16 protein-coding genes and 1 pseudogene are annotated in these 15,913 nt (G+C 30.3%); 11 read left to right on the top strand and 6 right to left on the bottom strand.

The features are described from left to right. Positions 1–6: 6 nt before the first annotated feature. From kdpF to AJN64_RS04565, 6 genes and pseudogenes are all read right to left on the bottom strand, one after another. A pseudogene (gene kdpF / locus AJN64_RS09245) lies at positions 7–194 on the bottom strand (K(+)-transporting ATPase subunit F). A 141-nt stretch (positions 195–335) separates the two neighbouring features. After that, complete coding sequence (locus tag AJN64_RS04585; protein ID WP_004305519.1) at positions 336–1,760, bottom strand: anaerobic C4-dicarboxylate transporter; 1,425 nt, start codon at positions 1,758–1,760, stop codon at positions 336–338. Positions 1,761–1,925: 165 nt separating this feature from the next. Then, the gene (locus tag AJN64_RS04580; protein ID WP_053872598.1) at positions 1,926–3,176 is read right to left on the bottom strand and encodes an RNA polymerase factor sigma-54; all 1,251 of its coding nucleotides are present in this window, start codon (positions 3,174–3,176) and stop codon (positions 1,926–1,928) included. Next, positions 3,176–3,904 (bottom strand): LPS export ABC transporter ATP-binding protein, encoded by a 729-nt coding sequence (lptB, locus tag AJN64_RS04575; protein ID WP_002855252.1) that lies wholly within the window; start codon positions 3,902–3,904, stop codon positions 3,176–3,178. Before lptB ends, AJN64_RS04580 begins: the two co-directional genes overlap by 1 nt. Then, positions 3,897–4,304, bottom strand: coding sequence for a tRNA (adenosine(37)-N6)-threonylcarbamoyltransferase complex ATPase subunit type 1 TsaE (tsaE, locus tag AJN64_RS04570; RefSeq protein ID WP_002854905.1), 408 nt, complete (start codon positions 4,302–4,304; stop codon positions 3,897–3,899). The genes lptB and tsaE overlap by 8 nt, the downstream gene beginning before the upstream one ends. Beyond that, entirely contained in the window at positions 4,301–4,546 is a 246-nt protein-coding gene (locus tag AJN64_RS04565) for an RNA-binding S4 domain-containing protein (protein ID WP_002864726.1), read from the bottom strand. The genes tsaE and AJN64_RS04565 overlap by 4 nt, the downstream gene beginning before the upstream one ends. Positions 4,547–4,700: 154 nt before the next feature. On the opposite strand from AJN64_RS04565, the gene AJN64_RS04560 reads away from it, so the two are divergent. The 11 genes from AJN64_RS04560 to AJN64_RS04500 all read left to right on the top strand — a co-directional run bounded on the left by AJN64_RS04560 (position 4,701) and on the right by AJN64_RS04500 (position 15,847). Beyond that, on the top strand, positions 4,701–5,921 hold the full coding sequence (locus AJN64_RS04560; protein ID WP_053872599.1) for an argininosuccinate synthase: 1,221 nt from the start codon (positions 4,701–4,703) through the stop codon (positions 5,919–5,921). A gap of 12 nt (positions 5,922–5,933) precedes the next feature. After that, entirely contained in the window at positions 5,934–6,377 is a 444-nt protein-coding gene (gene rplI, locus AJN64_RS04555) for a 50S ribosomal protein L9 (RefSeq protein ID WP_002871329.1), read from the top strand. Further along, positions 6,377–6,919, top strand: a complete 543-nt coding sequence (hslV, locus tag AJN64_RS04550; RefSeq protein ID WP_002776411.1) for an ATP-dependent protease subunit HslV — start codon at positions 6,377–6,379, stop codon at positions 6,917–6,919. The genes rplI and hslV overlap by 1 nt, the downstream gene beginning before the upstream one ends. Then, a complete protein-coding gene (gene hslU / locus AJN64_RS04545; RefSeq protein ID WP_053872600.1) occupies positions 6,916–8,235 on the top strand; it encodes an ATP-dependent protease ATPase subunit HslU in 1,320 nt (439 codons plus the stop codon). Before hslV ends, hslU begins: the two co-directional genes overlap by 4 nt. Then, the gene (gene era, locus AJN64_RS04540; RefSeq protein ID WP_053872601.1) at positions 8,232–9,107 is read left to right on the top strand and encodes a GTPase Era; all 876 of its coding nucleotides are present in this window, start codon (positions 8,232–8,234) and stop codon (positions 9,105–9,107) included. Before hslU ends, era begins: the two co-directional genes overlap by 4 nt. Beyond that, complete coding sequence (locus AJN64_RS04535; RefSeq protein ID WP_079728989.1) at positions 9,094–10,200, top strand: hypothetical protein; 1,107 nt, start codon at positions 9,094–9,096, stop codon at positions 10,198–10,200. The genes era and AJN64_RS04535 overlap by 14 nt, the downstream gene beginning before the upstream one ends. Then, complete coding sequence (locus AJN64_RS04530) at positions 10,193–10,741, top strand: hypothetical protein (protein WP_052794060.1); 549 nt, start codon at positions 10,193–10,195, stop codon at positions 10,739–10,741. Before AJN64_RS04535 ends, AJN64_RS04530 begins: the two co-directional genes overlap by 8 nt. A gap of 218 nt (positions 10,742–10,959) precedes the next feature. Beyond that, positions 10,960–11,154, top strand: a complete 195-nt coding sequence (locus AJN64_RS09765; protein ID WP_070292742.1) for a hypothetical protein — start codon at positions 10,960–10,962, stop codon at positions 11,152–11,154. A 556-nt stretch (positions 11,155–11,710) separates the two neighbouring features. Beyond that, the gene (locus AJN64_RS04510) at positions 11,711–11,893 is read left to right on the top strand and encodes a hypothetical protein (protein ID WP_153881743.1); all 183 of its coding nucleotides are present in this window, start codon (positions 11,711–11,713) and stop codon (positions 11,891–11,893) included. A gap of 594 nt (positions 11,894–12,487) precedes the next feature. Beyond that, positions 12,488–14,041, top strand: coding sequence for a peptide MFS transporter (locus AJN64_RS04505; protein ID WP_053872603.1), 1,554 nt, complete (start codon positions 12,488–12,490; stop codon positions 14,039–14,041). 15 nt (positions 14,042–14,056) lie between these two features. Then, positions 14,057–15,847 carry an aminopeptidase P family protein gene (locus tag AJN64_RS04500; protein WP_053872604.1) on the top strand — a complete coding sequence of 597 codons (1,791 nt, stop codon included), beginning with the start codon at positions 14,057–14,059 and terminating at the stop codon, positions 15,845–15,847. The last annotated feature ends 66 nt before the right edge of the window (positions 15,848–15,913 follow it).

Raw genomic sequence — 15,913 nt, 5'->3', positions numbered from 1 at the left:
TTTCCTTTAAAATTTTTCAGGATATAATAGAGCATAAAATAAATAAAGAGCAAGTATTAAGCTTAAAACTAGTAAAAATATCATCCGCGTGTCCTAGTTTGAATTTCACAAAAACGGATAAAAAACCATAAACTACCAAAAGCTAAAAGCAGAAGCAAAGCAAAGATAACATCCATAGGATAGCCCTTTCTCATTGATTCAAAATAGGATTTATTCTATCCTTGTTAAGCTTATATTTTGATTAATACTAATTTTATGATTTATTTATAATTTTTATCTATATTAAATAAAAAGACAAATGAAAAATTTAGCAGGAAAAATCCTGCTAAAAATTGTTAAAGATAACCCGCTGCCATAGCAATAAAATATCCTGCTATACAAGAAGTGATTACACCTATAAGACCTGGTAAAATAAAACTATGATTGATAACAAATTTACCGATGTGAGTAGTACCTGATCTGTCAAATTGTATAGTAGCTAAATCGCTTGGATAAGTTGGTAAAATATAATATCCATAACAAGCAGCCGCAAAGGCAACAATTACACCAGGTTCAACACCAATTCCTAAAGCCAAAGGAACAAAAGCCGAAATAGCTGCTGCTTGAGAGTTTACAAATTTTGAAATTAAAAGAAGCATTACAGCATAAGTCCAAGGATGCTCTTTTACTATATCTCCAAGTGCTGCTTTCATCATAGGAGTGTGAACTGCAAACATAGTATCAGCCATCCAAGAAATTCCAAAAACCGCAACAAGCGCTATCATGCCTGATTTAAAAATTTCATTAGAGCCGATTTTCTTTGCATCTGTTTTAGTAAAGATGATAATCAAAGAACCTGCTAAAAGCATAAACATCTGAATAACTGAAACCATGGATAAAACATCCATTTTAGGGTTACCTAAAGCATCTACTTGAGGAATGCCATTTTTTACAACTTGTCCCCAGTTTGGACGCAAAAAATCAAATACACCCAATAAAGCTACTAAAGCAATAGCTCCTAAGAAAATCCACATTGCGACCCAATTGCTTTTTGGAAGTTTAACACCTAAAAGTGTTTTAGAATCCCCATAAACATATTTTTTAAATTCAGGATCTTTAAGTTTTTCTTGAAATACTTCATCTTTATCCAAATCTTTTCCTCTAAACCAAGAAAAAATTCCTATACACAACACACCAAATAATGTACTAGGTATGGTAATTTGAAGAAGATTAATATAACCATCAAAACCTGCTAATTTATGATTAGCATTTAAAAGCAAAGCAGTCAAACTCACAACAGCCACAGATACAGGAGATGCAATAATACCCATTTGTGATGATATAGAAGCTGCTGCCATTGGACGCTCAGGACGAATACCGTTTTTAATCGCTATATCATAAATAATAGGCATAATAGTATAAACCACATGTCCTGTTCCACAAAGTATAGTCAAAAAGCAGGTTACAAAAGGTGCTAGTATTGTTAAAAACTTAGGATTGCGTCTTAAAATTCTTTCTGCTATTTGAAGCATAACATCTAAACCACCACTCGCTTGCAAAGTTGCACTCGCAACCACCACCGCTAAAATTGTAAGCATAACATCTATGGCTGGTTTTCCAGGCTTTATATGAAAAGCAAATACAAGCATTAAAATACCTATACCACCAAGCAAACCAAGCGCTATACCGCCTTTTTTTGCACCGTAAAAAAGACAAATTAAAACGATAATGATTTGGACTGCAAATTGCCCTCCCTCGGTAAGGCTTGTTAAAAAATCCATTTTAACTCCTTTGAAAATTGATATTTAAAAACAGTTATTATTGTATCACATTTTTAAATTAAAGAATAATATTTATAAAAATAAAAATAACAATTTTTTAAATTATTTAAATTAAATTTAAATATAAAACACAAGCGTAATGGGTTTGACAGATTGTATAGAATTTTATCCTTCAAGTTCATATATTTTTTTTCTATCTGTAGAGCTTGCTATATTAAGATGTTTGCGATATTTTGTAATAGTTCTTCGTCCGATATCGACCTTAAATTCTTCTTTGATTAATTCTAAAATTTTACTATCGCTTAAAGGTTTATTGCGATCTTCATTCTTTACTAAATTTGCCACGAATTCTTTAACACCTACATTTGAAGTCTCTCCCTCTTCATCAAGAGCAAAAGCAAAAAAATCACGCAAGGGAATAAGTCCTCTTTCACAACTTAAATATTTATTTGCCACAGCTCTTGATATAGTCGAAGCATTACGTTCTAAATCAAGTGCTAAATCCTTAAAAGTCATAGGTTTTATCTCTTTTCCCATGAAAAAATCATATTGATATTCTACTATCATAAGCCCTATTTTATAAAGAGTAGCTTTTCTCATCGCTAGAGCATCGACTAAATTTTTTGCTTCTTTGATGTAATGACTTAAAAAATCATGCTCTAAACCATCAGTTTGAATTGAAATTTCAGGATAATAATCATCATTGATTTTTACTTTAATTTCACCATTTTCTTTATAAACAAAAATATCAGGAACAATTATACGAGAATCTTCAAAATATTCCAAAAAAGGAGGAGTGCTAAAGCGCTTAAGTACAGCCAATGCTTCTTTATATAAAGGCTCTTTGGTATAGTTTTGTATATTTTCAAAATCCATAATCAACATTCTACAAAACTCATCAATATCTTCATCTAATTCCATATTTTCAAGAGCAAATAAAAATGCTTCTTTATAATCTTTAGCTCCTACTCCTACAGGATCTAAAAATTTAAATCTTGCTCTTACTCGCTCAATTTCTTCTAAGGAATACTCTTTTAAAAATTCTTCATCGTATTCAAAATATCCTTCCTCATTTAAGCATTCTATAATTTTTTTTGCAAGCTCTTGAGATTTGTTTGTAGGAAACAAAGGAGGAAGAATCTGTTCATTTAAAAGCTCATAAACACTTTTTTTGGCAAGTCCTTTACTATCCACAAAAGCCGAATTTGCATTATGTTTATAAAATGAATCAAAATAATTCTTATCCTTATCATGAGTTTGTATCGAATCTTGAACATTTAAGAAAGGATTATCCTCAGCAAATTTATCTAAATTTTCTTTTAAATCCTCTATGTTTGCTTGTAAAATCGGCAACCAAGAGCGTAAAGTTTGAGAAATTTTAGTCTTGGGTGCTTGGGTGATTTTTTGCTTTAACATCAATCAAGGAGTTTAAACTCCGCTCCTAAATAATACTTTTTCACGTCTTTATTGGTTGCAATTTCATCAGCATTCCCACTAGCAAGCAAAGAACCTGATCTTATAACATAAGCTCTATCACAAATAGCCAAAGTCTCACGCACATTATGATCGGTAATTAAAACCCCAATCCCTAATCTTTTAAGCTCTTTAATCAAAGTTTGAATTTCAGCCACTGCTATAGGATCAACACCTGCAAAAGGCTCATCAAGAAGCAAAAACTTAGGTTCGCACATCAAGCTTCTAGCGATCTCACAACGCCTTCTTTCACCTCCACTTAAACTTAAACCTTTCCTTAAACGAATAGGTTCTATACTTAAAAGTTCAAGCATTTGCTCAACTTTATCATGTAAAATTTTTTTATCTTTATAAAAAATCTGAGCCGCTAAAAGCAGGTTATCTTCTACACTTAAATCCTTAAAAATACTACTTTCTTGAGGTAGATAACCTATCCCTGATCTAGCTCTTTTATTTAAAGGATCTTTTGTTACATCCAAGCCATCTAAAAGAACTTTTCCACTACTTGGAGAAATAAGTCCACATATCATATAAAAAGTTGTTGTTTTTCCTGCGCCATTTGGCCCTAAAAGTCCTACAACTTCTCCGCTATTAACCTCTAAAGAAATTCCATGTATAATCTTAGTTTTTTTAATAATTTTTTCCAAATTTACAATTTCTAATTTACTCATAAATTTCATACTTTCTTTTGTCATCTTTAATGCTAATTTTAATCTGAATAGTAGAAATTCCAAATTTCATTAAAGTTTTTTTCAAATTTTCACCGCCCCATTCAACCAAATGTAAACCTTTTTCAAAAAAATTTTCAAATAAACCATTCGCTAAAAGTCCTTCTAAACCTTCTTGATAAATATCATAATGATAAATGCAAATATCATGATTTTCATATTTTTGCATAGTGGAAAAAGTTGGAGAATCTACCCTTGCATCAAGACCAAGAAATTTAACCCAAGCTTGCACCAAGCTTGTTTTTCCGCTAGCCAAATCTCCTTGAAGCAAAACAACACCTTCTTTAGGCATTATTTGAAGCATCGTTTTGATCTCATCTTTTGCTAAAATAAATTCTTTCATAATTTTACCACATATTCATTTTGCGCGTTTTTAGGAATGCTTTTCGTACTAGGTAGAGCTAGTACTTTATATTTTTGAGTGTATTCAGTAAAATGTAAAGTGATAATATCACCCACCTTAACCTCTTTACTCGCTTTAACAATAACGCCATTAATCCCTACTACACCACTTTTACACATATCTTCAGAAATAGCTCTTCTTTTCGTGATATTAACTACATTTAAAAATTTATCTACTCTCATAAAAGCAATTTTAGCAAAAAAAATCAATTTTTGGAACAAAATTTGCTTACGCCTTTGCTTTATTTTTTAAGAAAATAGCAAGTAAAAACTTTTCTTTAATGAAATTTGGATACAATTTTACAATTTTCAAATCTATTTTAGCAAAGGATATCTTATGAAAAATGAAGTAAAAAAAGTAGTTTTAGCGTATTCTGGGGGGCTTGATACGAGCATCATTTTAAAATGGCTTCAAGATGAGTATAATTGTGAAGTTGTAACTTTTACAGCAGATATTGGTCAAGGCGAAGAACTCGAACCTGCAAGAAAAAAAGCCCTTTCTTTAGGTATAAAAGAAGAAAATATTTTCATTAAAGATTTAAGAGATGAATTTGTTAAAGATTATGTATTTCCTATGTTTAGAGCCAATGCGATTTATGAAGGAGAATATCTTTTAGGAACAAGTATAGCAAGACCACTTATAGCAAAAACTCAAGCACAAATTGCCCTGCAAACAGGTGCTGATGCGGTAAGTCATGGTGCCACAGGCAAAGGAAATGATCAAGTGCGTTTTGAACTTGGTTATCTTGCTTTTAACCCAGATTTAAAAATCATCGCTCCATGGCGTGAGTGGGATTTAAACAGTCGTGAAAAACTCCTTGCTTATGCACAAAAACACGGTATTGATATTTCTAAGAAAAAAGGAAAATCTCCTTATTCTATGGACGCAAATTTACTTCATATTTCTTATGAAGGACTTGTTTTAGAAGATCCTGCACACGCACCTGAAGAAGATATGTGGAGATGGAGTAAAAGCCCAAAAGACGCTCCAAATGAAAGTGAAATTATAGAACTTGATTTCCAAAAAGGAGATTTAGTAGCGATAAATGGAGAAAAACTAAGTCCTGCAGGACTTTTAACCAAACTTAACGAACTAGGCTGCAAACATGGTATAGGACGCCTTGATATAGTAGAAAATCGCTATATAGGAATGAAAAGTCGTGGTTGTTACGAAACTCCAGGCGGTACTATACTTTTAAAAGCACACAGAGCTCTTGAAAGCATCACGCTTGATAAAGAAGCAGCACACTTAAAAGATGAACTCATGCCAAAATACGCAAGTTTAATTTATAATGGCTATTGGTTCTCGCCTGAAAGAATGATGCTTCAAGCCTTAATCGATGAGTCTCAAATTCATGCCAATGGTAGAGTAAAACTCGAGCTTTATAAAGGCAATGTGATGGTTATAGGACGTGAAAGTGCGAACGATAGCTTGTTTAACGCAGCTTATTGTACTTTTGAAGAAGATGAAGTGTATAATCAAAAAGACGCAGCAGGCTTTATCAAGCTTAATGCTTTGCGTTTTATCATTGCAGGAAAAAATGGAAGAAAATTTTAATAAAGGAATAAAATGAAAGTATTATTAATCAAAGATGTAAAAACACTTGGAAAAGCAGGAGAAATAAAAGAAGTAAAAGACGGCTACGGACAAAATTTCTTAATCGCTAAAGGCTTTGCTAAAGCAGCTACTAATGAAGTTTTAAGAAAATATGAAAGCGACAAGAAAAAAGAGGCTGAAAATTTACGCTTTGAAATCGCAAATTTAGAAAAACTCAAAGAAGAACTTAGCAAAATCACTCTTGAAATTTCAAAACCCGTAGGTGCAAATGGAAGTTTGTTTGGTGGCGTAACCAAAGATGAAATCGCTCACGCCCTAAAAGAACAAAGCCATATAGAAATCGATAAAAAAAGTTTAGAATGCGACACCTTAAAAAGCTTAGGAATTCACGAAGTAAGCGTAAAACTTGGACACGCAATCCATGCTAAATTTAACATAAATATAAAGGCAGAATAATGTTTCACGCAACAACGATTTTAGCTTACAAAGGTAAAAATAAATCCGTAATTGGCGGAGATGGACAAGTAAGCTTTGGAAATACGGTGCTAAAAGGCAATGCTGTAAAGATTAGAAAACTCAACAATGGCAAAGTTTTAGCAGGTTTTGCAGGATCAACAGCTGATGCTTTTAATCTTTTTGATATGTTTGAAAATCTCCTTCAAAGTTCTAAAGGCGATCTTTTAAAAGCAGCGATTGACTTTTCTAAAGAATGGAGAAAAGACAAATACTTAAGAAAACTTGAAGCCATGATGCTCGTACTTGATAGAAATCACATTTTTCTACTTTCTGGTACAGGCGATGTGGTCGAACCTGAAGATGGACAAATCGCAGCCATAGGAAGTGGTGGAAACTATGCACTTTCAGCTGCTAGAGCCTTAGCAAAACATGCCAATTTAGATGAAGAAGAGCTTGTAAAATCAAGCCTTCAAATCGCAGGTGAAATTTGCATTTATACTAATACCAATATCAAAACTTATGTAATCGAGGATGAGAAATGAATCTAACTCCAAAAGAAATTGTTAAATTTTTAGATGATTATGTTATAGGACAAAAAAAAGCTAAAAAAATCATAGCCATAGCTTTAAGAAATCGCTACCGCAGAATGCAACTTAGCCCTGAGTTGCAAGATGATATAGTGCCAAAAAATATCTTAATGATAGGTTCTACAGGTGTAGGAAAAACAGAAATCGCTAGGCGTTTAGCTAAAATGATGGGCTTTCCTTTCATCAAAATCGAAGCAAGTAAATATACTGAAGTAGGTTTTGTAGGTCGTGATGTAGAAAGCATGGTAAGAGATCTTGCCAATGCGGCTTTAAATTTGGTAAAAAATGAGCAAAGAGAAAAAAACAAAGATAAAATCGATGAATTTATAGAAAATAAAATTTTAGAAAAACTTTTACCACCTTTACCAAAGGGTATCAGCGATGAAAAACAAGAAGAATATAAAAACAGTCTTGAAAAAATGAGAACTAAACTAAAAAATGGCGATCTTAATGAAAGCACTATAGAAATAGAAATTTCACAAAATATGTTTGATACCAATCCCAACCTACCTCCTGAAATGGGTGCAATGCAAGATATAGTTAAGGTTATAGGCGTTGGCAGTAAAAAAGTCAAAAAAGAAATGAAAATCAAAGACGCTAAAAATGCTTTAAAAAATGAGGCAGGAGAAAAAATCCTAGACCAAGAAAGCATCAAAAGCGAAGCCTTAAAAAGGGCGGAAAATGAAGGGATTATTTTTATTGATGAAATCGATAAAATCGCTGTTTCAAGCGGAAATTCAAACCGCCAAGATCCAAGTAAAGAAGGGGTACAAAGAGACTTACTTCCTATAGTCGAGGGATCAAATGTACAAACAAAAATAGGTACTTTAAAAACCGATCATATTCTTTTTATCGCTGCAGGGGCTTTTCATCTTAGCAAACCAAGTGATCTTATCCCTGAACTACAAGGACGCTTTCCTTTAAGAGTGGAATTAGATAGTCTTGATGATAAAGCTCTTTATGAAATTTTAACACGCCCTAAAAATTCACTTTTAAAACAATACTCTCAGCTTTTAAAAACTGAAAATTTAGAACTTGAATTTGATGATGAGGCAATCAAAGAAATAGCAAAAATAGCTTCAAGAGCCAATGAAGAAATGCAAGATATAGGTGCTAGACGCTTACATACTGTGATAGAAAAATTACTTGAAGATTTAAGCTTTGAAGCTGATGAGTATGCGGGTAAAAAATTCGTAGTGGATAAAAAAATGGTAGAAGAAAAACTCGGAGATATCATAGAAAATAAAGATCTTGCAAGGTATATTTTATGAAAAGTGGCTTTGTTAGCATCATAGGGCGTACTAATGCAGGAAAAAGTACTTTAATCAATTCCTTATTAGAAGAAAAAATCGCCCTAGTTTCTCACAAACAAAATGCCACAAGGCGCAAAATCAAAGCCATAATGATGCATGAAAAAAATCAAATCATTTTTATCGATACCCCAGGACTTCACGAAAGCGGTGCTAGGCTTAATCAACTGCTTGTCCAAAGTGCTATTAAATCCATGGGGGATTGTGATGTGATTTTGTTTGTGGCAAGTGTTTTTGATAGTACAAAAGACTATGAAAATTTTCTTAGTCTAAACCCACAAGTACCACATATCATCGTTTTAAATAAAGTAGATTTAACCGACAATGCTACGCTCTTAAAAAAACTTAGCGAATATGCAAAATTTAGCCAACATTTTAAGGCTATCATTCCTTATTCTTCTAAGAAAAAAAGCTATAAAAAAGGCTTATTAGATGAAATAGTAAAATACCTTGATGAACATGAGTATTTTTATGATCCTGAATTTTTAAGTGCGAGTAGCGAAAAAGAACTTTATAGAGATTTCATACTTGAAAGTATTTATGAAAATTTAAGTGATGAGCTTCCTTATAGTAGCGAAGTGCTTATCCATCGCACCAAAGACACACCTAATCTTTTAATCCTAGAAGCCAATATCATCACCAATGCAAACTCTCACAAGGGTATGCTTATAGGAAAAGAAGGGGCAACTTTAAAAAGAATAGGCAAAGATGCACGCTTTAAAATTTCAAAACTTGCACAAAAAAAGGTACTTTTAAAGCTTTTCGTAACAGTGAAAAAAAACTGGCAAAAAGATGAAGAATTTTTAAAAAAACTTTTAAATGATGAAAATTAATTCATTAAATAAAATAAATTTTATAAAATCTACAGATTTGCTTTATGCTCAAAGAACAGGAATATCCAAAGAAGACGAACTTTTTAACAATTTAACCGCAGATTTTAAGCTAAGCAAACCCTTTGACTACCAAATAGCTTTTTTTAAACATAATGAAATTTATCATTGTTTTTTAGCGCCTGTTTACAAATTGAAAAAAAGTCGTTTTTGCTTTCCTGAGCCTTTAATTTTTCAAGCTTTGTTTGATGAAAGATTTATTGAGGAAAGTGATTATTGTGTTTTAAATTTATATGATCAAACTTTATATTTATATTTTTACCAAGAAGGAAAATTTATCAATCTTAAAAAAATCGAAAATTTCAACCCAGGTAATATGGATTTATTTTTTAAACAAAATCGATTTATAGAGCTTTTAAAACACTATGAAAGCAAATTGCTACTTTATCAGGATTTGGATACAATCAAACATTACTTCTCATCTCAAATAAAATGTTTAAATCTAAATGATATTCTTGATAAAAATAGTTTATTGAAATTAAGTTCATATAGTATAAAAAATCTAGATCAAAATTGTAATTTTATCAAGCATAATAAAATAAAAATATCTATTTCTTTTAAAATTATATTAATATTTATTTTTAGCTTTAGTCTTAGCATGATGATTTTATTATTTAAAGATTTTATAGAGTACAAACAAAATAAGGAAATTCAAAATAAAAATTTTATCATACAAGAAGAAATTTCTAAACTAAAACAAGATAAGCAAAAATTATTAACAAACATACAAGATTTAAACTTTACTCTTTCCAATAAAATATCATCTACACAACAACAATTTCATATTTTATCCACCATAACAAAAGAAATCAATTTAGACAAAAATAAGGCAATCATTCTAAATCAAATCATATCATGGCTTAACTCCAATGAACTTAAAATCACAAATCTTGAATTTGAACAAACAAAAATCATTCTTTCTTTTATCGATGAAAACCACTTTAAAAGAGCATTAAAAAATCCAAATTCTGCTTTTAAAATTCTTGATAAAAATGAAGAAACATTTAATATCATATTAGAAGTCATACATGAATAAAATAGAAGTATTTTTGCAAAATTTAAATCCTAGGGAAAAATTTCTTTTTATTTCTTTTATCTGCCTTTGTGCTTTGTTTTTAGCTTTTAAAATTCACGATCACTTTTTGGAAGATATTTTTCAAAAAACATTAGTAGAACATAACTACCTTACATTAAATGAAGCAAAAATAGAAAATTCACATCTTAAAGAAATAGAGACAAAGCTAACAAAACAGATAAAAACAGAGGAAGAAAAATTAAAATACTATAAAGAAAAATTGCATTCATTTTCTTATGATAAAGATTTTTTCAATAAAAAAATCAACAATTTATCCAAAAATTTAACCATTAATAAAATAAAATTTTCCCAAGAAAACAAAAATTTTATCCACTATAATTATGTTTCTCTAAGTTTAAATGGCAACTTTAAAGACTTACTTAATTTTATACAAAATTTAGAAAATCTTCCTATAGCTTTAAAAATTGATAAAATAAAACTATACAATACACAGGGTTTAAAATTAAAGCTTGATTTAATGTTTAAATTTATTAATTTATAATAATATTAAAATGTTATATTTTTAAATATTACTATAAAAAATATTTAAAAATATTGTAATTTAATTATTTTTCCATTACTATGAGTTAAAATATTTTAAGCATAAAAAAGAAAGGTATTGAGAAGTGACTAAGCAAGAAATACAAAAACTCGATACAAATTTCCTAGGTCATCCCAAGCCTTTATTCTCTCTATCAATGGTAGAACTTTGGGAAAGATTTGCTTTTTATTGCAACAACCATAAACAAAGGTGGACTTGGAATAGGCACTCAATACGCCTTGGCAATTTATGGCATTTTTGCAGGATGCTTGTATTTAGCAGCACTTCCTAAAGGCTGGATTACTGATAATTATTTAGGGCAAAAAAAAGGCTTTATTTCTAGGTTCTTTTATTATAGCTTTAGGATATATTAGCATAGCCTTATCTATTTTGAGCACATCTATATTTTTCCTAGGACTTACTTTTATCGTTATTGGTGCTGGATTTTTTAAAACTAGCGCTTCTGTAATGGTTGGAATGTTACATAAAAACAAAATGATACAAGTTGCAGTACTAGCTATACAATTTTTTATATAGGAATTAACATTGGAGCATTCATTGCTCCTCTTATATGTGGTTTTGTTCAAGCAAAATAGAATTATCATTTAGGATTTGGAGGAGGTTTAGGTATGCTAATCTCTTTGCTTATTTTATATTTTAAAGCTGCCCCTGAGCTTGAAGAATTTCATAAAAATTACACCTTAAAGCAAAACTGGGAACAATCATTTAAAAAAGTAAAAATTTAACTCTTATACTAAGTATAAGCTTGTTAAGTATTATTGGATTTTTTCTAATTTTTATTAATCTTGCAGATATTAATCCCATAATACTATCAAAAAAACTTCTAATTGTAATTTTGCTATGTTTGGTAAAATTATTTCATATATCTTTTTGTTTTTAAAGCCTTAAAATAACAATTAATAATTTTAATTGTTTTATTCTTTGCAGCCACTTTTTTGGAGTACTTTTGAACAAAAACCTACTACTTATAATCTTTTTGCACAAGATTTTACAAATAGAAATATTTTTGATTGGAAAATTCCAACAAACTGGTTTCAATCTTTTAATCCAATTTTTATCATCATACTTACTCCTATAGCAAGTTATATTTAGATATTTTTAGAGAAAAAATATATATTTTTCTTCCATTGGAAAATTTACTTTAGAAATATTATTTGCCGGTATTGGTTTTATGATAATGACCTTTGCTTCACAAAGTCTAATAAACAACAATGGTTTACCAATATCCATGGCTTGGATTATTATAAGTATATTCTTTTAACACTTGTGGAACTATGCGTGTCTCCTATTGGACTCTCTATAATGGCTGAGATTGCCCCTGATTTAATCAAAAATCAAATCATGGGACTTTAGTTTGTAGCAAGTGCGCTTGGAAATTTTGTTGCAGGATTTATGTCAATATTAAAAACATCGATCAACTTCCCAGTATTTTTGGACAATGCATGTGGATGCTTTTTATTGCTAAAAAACCAATTTATAAAATTCTTAACGAAAAAATAAGCAATTATCTAATTAAACTTAAAATACAAAATACACCAAAGTTGAAAATTGATCTTAATATTTCTTTTTTTATATTTGCAAAAAAGTAACATTATGATATAAATTATTTAAAAATATTACAAAGTTATACATATTTTTTAATTTCTTATCTATAATTTATAAATAAAAATACATAAAGGATATAAATTGAGTAAAAATGTAAAAAATTTAGATACTTCATTTTTTGGACATCCAAAACCACTTTTATCTCTTTCGCTTACCGAGCTTTGGGAAAGATTTTCTTTTTACGGAATTCGTCCCTTGCTTTACCTTTTTATGATAGCAAGTTTTGAAAAAAGTGGAATGAACTTAAAACCTGAAGAAGCAAGTGCAATTATGGGAATTTTTGCAAGTTGTTTATATCTTGCTGCTTTGCCAGGTGGGTGGCTTGCGGATAATTACTTAGGACAAAAAAGAGCAATTTTACTAGGTGCTTTAACTATAGCATTTGGACATTTGTGCATAGCCTTTTCTTATTTTAACAATAAAATGATTTTTGTTGGTATGGTTTTTTTGGTTATAGGTTCAGGACTTTTTAAAACTTGCGTTTCTGTAATGGTTGGAATGCTTTATAAAAAAAATGATACAAGGCGTGATTCTGGTTTTACTCTTTTTTATATGTGTTTTAATTTTGGTGCTTTTGTAGCTCCTTTAATTTGCGGCTTTTTACAAAAAGAATACGGATGGCATTTTGGTTTTGGTGCAGGTGGGATTGGTATGCTTTTAGCGGTAATTATTTTCTACCTAAAAACTATGCCTGATTTAAAAGAATTTGATGAAAAAGTTGGCATAGACTCTACTTGGGATAGACCAAGCAAAAAAAGCAAAAACGCATTTTACATCATCATTGTATCAGGTATTGTTTTGCTTGGAGCAATATTTTTAATCCTTGGTGGTTTTATAAAATTAGATGCACAAGTTATTAATAAAAATATTATTCTAACTATCTTAGCTTGTGCTGGAATTTATTTTTTATATCTTTTCGCTTTTACTTCTTTAAAAATAGAAGAAAAAAGAAATTTAATTATTTTTATTGTTTTATTTTTAGCGGCTGCGTTATTTTGGTCAGTATATGAGCAACAATACACTTCTTTTAATTTTTTTGCAGAAAAATTAACAGATAAAACCATATTAAATTATGAAATTCCTACAATATGGTTTCAATCTCTTGGAGGTTTATTTGTTATACTTTTTGCACCTTTTAGTGCTTTTATATGGACTATATGTGCCAAAAATAATAAAGAAATTTCATCTATTATTAAATTTGCATTAGGACTTTTGGGTGCAGCTTTGGCATTTTTAATAATGGCTTTAGCTTCAAATCATGCAATTAGTTTAAATGGCGATGCTAATACATTAAGAGAAAATTTAGAAAATTCATCACAAATTATTTTAGTTTCACCTTGGTGGCTTGTCAGTAGCTTTTTGCTTATGGTTTTAGGAGAGCTTTGCCTTTCCCCTGTGGGACTTTCTATAATGACAAAAATTGCACCTAATTTAATTAAATCTCAAGTCATGGGACTTTGGTTTGTAGCAAGTGCATTAGGCAATGCTTTAGCTGGATTCATAGGTGGTAAAGCAAGTGAAGAAAATATAGCTTATTTGCCAAATTTATTTTACCAATGTATGTGGATATTACTTGGTGCTGTTATAATTTTACTTATACTCAAAAAACCTATCAATAAAATACTAAAAAATTAATATTAAGGAGAAAATATGAGTATTTACAAACAAAGAGTATTAGAACTTAGAAGATTAATGAAAGAAAATAATATTGACGCCTATCTCATCTTAAGCGCGGATCCGCATTTGAGCGAATATTTACCAGAATATTACAAAAACAGAGTCTTTATCAGTGGCTTTAAGGGTTCTGTTGGAACAGTTCTTATCACACAAGAAGAGGGCTTTTTGTGGGTAGATGGAAGATATTGGCTTCAAGCACAAAAGGAATTAGAAGGTAGCGGCATACTTTTACAAAAACAAGATGCTAAAAATACTTTTACCAAATGGTTGGAAAAAAATTTAAGCGAAGATCAAATTTTAGGCATCGATTTTGCACTTTTACCTTTATCTTTACAAAAAGATTTACAGATTAATTGCAAGGCAAATTTAAAACATATAGATTTGATAAGTCCACTTTGGAAAGATCGTCCCACTTTACCACAAGAAAAAATTTATGAACACGAACTAGAATACTGCTCTTACTTAAGAAAAGAAAAATTAGCATTAGTGCGTCAAAAAATGAAAAATTTAAATGCTACCTCTCATTTAATCTCCAGCCTTGATGATATAGCTTGGCTTACAAATTTAAGAGGGAATGATGTAAATTATAATCCTGTATTTTTAAGTCATTTGCTAATCTTGGAAGACAAAGCTTTGCTTTTTGTTGATCAGAAAAAAGTAAATTCAGAACTTGAAAAAAAATTAAATTTAGATGGGTTTTGGCTTAAAAATTATGATGAAATCATCATGGAGCTTGAAAAACTTGCAAATACAAATTTGCTTATTGAGCCTTCAAAAATGACCGCTTTACTCATAAATTCTTTAGATAAAAGCGTAAAAATCATTCAAGAAATTAATCCAAGCACTCACTTAAAAGCAGCTAAAAATACAAAAGAAATAGCGCATATACAAGATGCTATGATAGAAGATGGAGTGGCTTTATGTAAATTTTTTGCCTGGCTTGAAGAAGCGATAGAAAATAAAGAATTAATAAGCGAATTAGACATAGATGCTAAAGCAAGCGAATTTAGAGCACAAAGCAAGTACTATATAAGTGATAGTTTTGCCACTATAGCAGGCTTTAACGAAAACGCAGCATATCCACATTATAAAGCCACAAAAGAGAGTTTTGCTTATCTTAAAAAAGATGGGCTTTTACTTATTGATTCTGGTGGACAATATAAAAACGGTACAACAGATATTACACGCGTTGTACCAATAGGAAAGGCTAATGCAGAACAAATTCATGACTATACCTTGGTTTTAAAAGCACATATTGCCATTTCCAGTGCAATTTTTCCAAAAGATATAGCTATGCCCTTACTTGATGCAATCACACGCGCACCTTTATGGAAAGAACAAATTGACTATATACACGGCACAGGACATGGCGTGGGATATTTTTTAAATGTCCATGAAGGTCCACAAGTTTTATCTTATCTATCCCCTGTGCTTGAAAAAACAAAAGCCAAAGAAGGTATGCTAACCTCCATAGAGCCAGGTATTTATAAAGTAGGTAAATGGGGTATAAGACTTGAAAATTTAGTTATTCATACCAAAGTAGAAAATCCTAAAAATAAAGATTTTGGAGAGTTTTTATACTTTAAACCTGTTACTCTTTGTCCTTTTGAAATATCTTGTATTGATATAAAAATGTTAGATGAAAAAGAAAAAGAATGGTTAAACAATTACCACAAAGAAGTATTTGAAAAACTTTCTCCTAAGCTAGATGATTATCCAAAAGCTCTAGTTTGGCTTGAAAAAAGAACAAAAGCCATCTTTTAAGATACTTTTGTTAACATAGATAAATTTTCCTTGTATTAAACTTATAATTTGTTTAATACAAGATTT

The organism is Campylobacter sp. BCW_4332 (assembly GCF_001763175.1).
GTDB lineage: Bacteria > Campylobacterota > Campylobacteria > Campylobacterales > Campylobacteraceae > Campylobacter_D > Campylobacter_D jejuni.
The sequence above is the reverse complement of the archived record's forward strand: the minus strand, read 5'-3'. Positions and strand labels throughout refer to the sequence as shown.

Coding starts and splice junctions, on each gene's coding strand:
- AJN64_RS04530 (WP_052794060.1), top strand. CDS start 10,193: ATGAATAAAATAGAAGTATTTTTGCAAAATTTAAATCCTAGGGAAAAA.
- hslU (WP_053872600.1), top strand. CDS start 6,916: ATGAATCTAACTCCAAAAGAAATTGTTAAATTTTTAGATGATTATGTT.
- AJN64_RS04585 (WP_004305519.1), bottom strand. CDS start 1,760: ATGGATTTTTTAACAAGCCTTACCGAGGGAGGGCAATTTGCAGTCCAA.
- AJN64_RS04565 (WP_002864726.1), bottom strand. CDS start 4,546: ATGAGAGTAGATAAATTTTTAAATGTAGTTAATATCACGAAAAGAAGA.
- AJN64_RS04535 (WP_079728989.1), top strand. CDS start 9,094: ATGATGAAAATTAATTCATTAAATAAAATAAATTTTATAAAATCTACA.
- AJN64_RS04560 (WP_053872599.1), top strand. CDS start 4,701: ATGAAAAATGAAGTAAAAAAAGTAGTTTTAGCGTATTCTGGGGGGCTT.
- AJN64_RS04580 (WP_053872598.1), bottom strand. CDS start 3,176: ATGTTAAAGCAAAAAATCACCCAAGCACCCAAGACTAAAATTTCTCAA.
- AJN64_RS04500 (WP_053872604.1), top strand. CDS start 14,057: ATGAGTATTTACAAACAAAGAGTATTAGAACTTAGAAGATTAATGAAA.
- lptB (WP_002855252.1), bottom strand. CDS start 3,904: ATGAGTAAATTAGAAATTGTAAATTTGGAAAAAATTATTAAAAAAACT.
- era (WP_053872601.1), top strand. CDS start 8,232: ATGAAAAGTGGCTTTGTTAGCATCATAGGGCGTACTAATGCAGGAAAA.
- hslV (WP_002776411.1), top strand. CDS start 6,377: ATGTTTCACGCAACAACGATTTTAGCTTACAAAGGTAAAAATAAATCC.
- tsaE (WP_002854905.1), bottom strand. CDS start 4,304: ATGAAAGAATTTATTTTAGCAAAAGATGAGATCAAAACGATGCTTCAA.
- rplI (WP_002871329.1), top strand. CDS start 5,934: ATGAAAGTATTATTAATCAAAGATGTAAAAACACTTGGAAAAGCAGGA.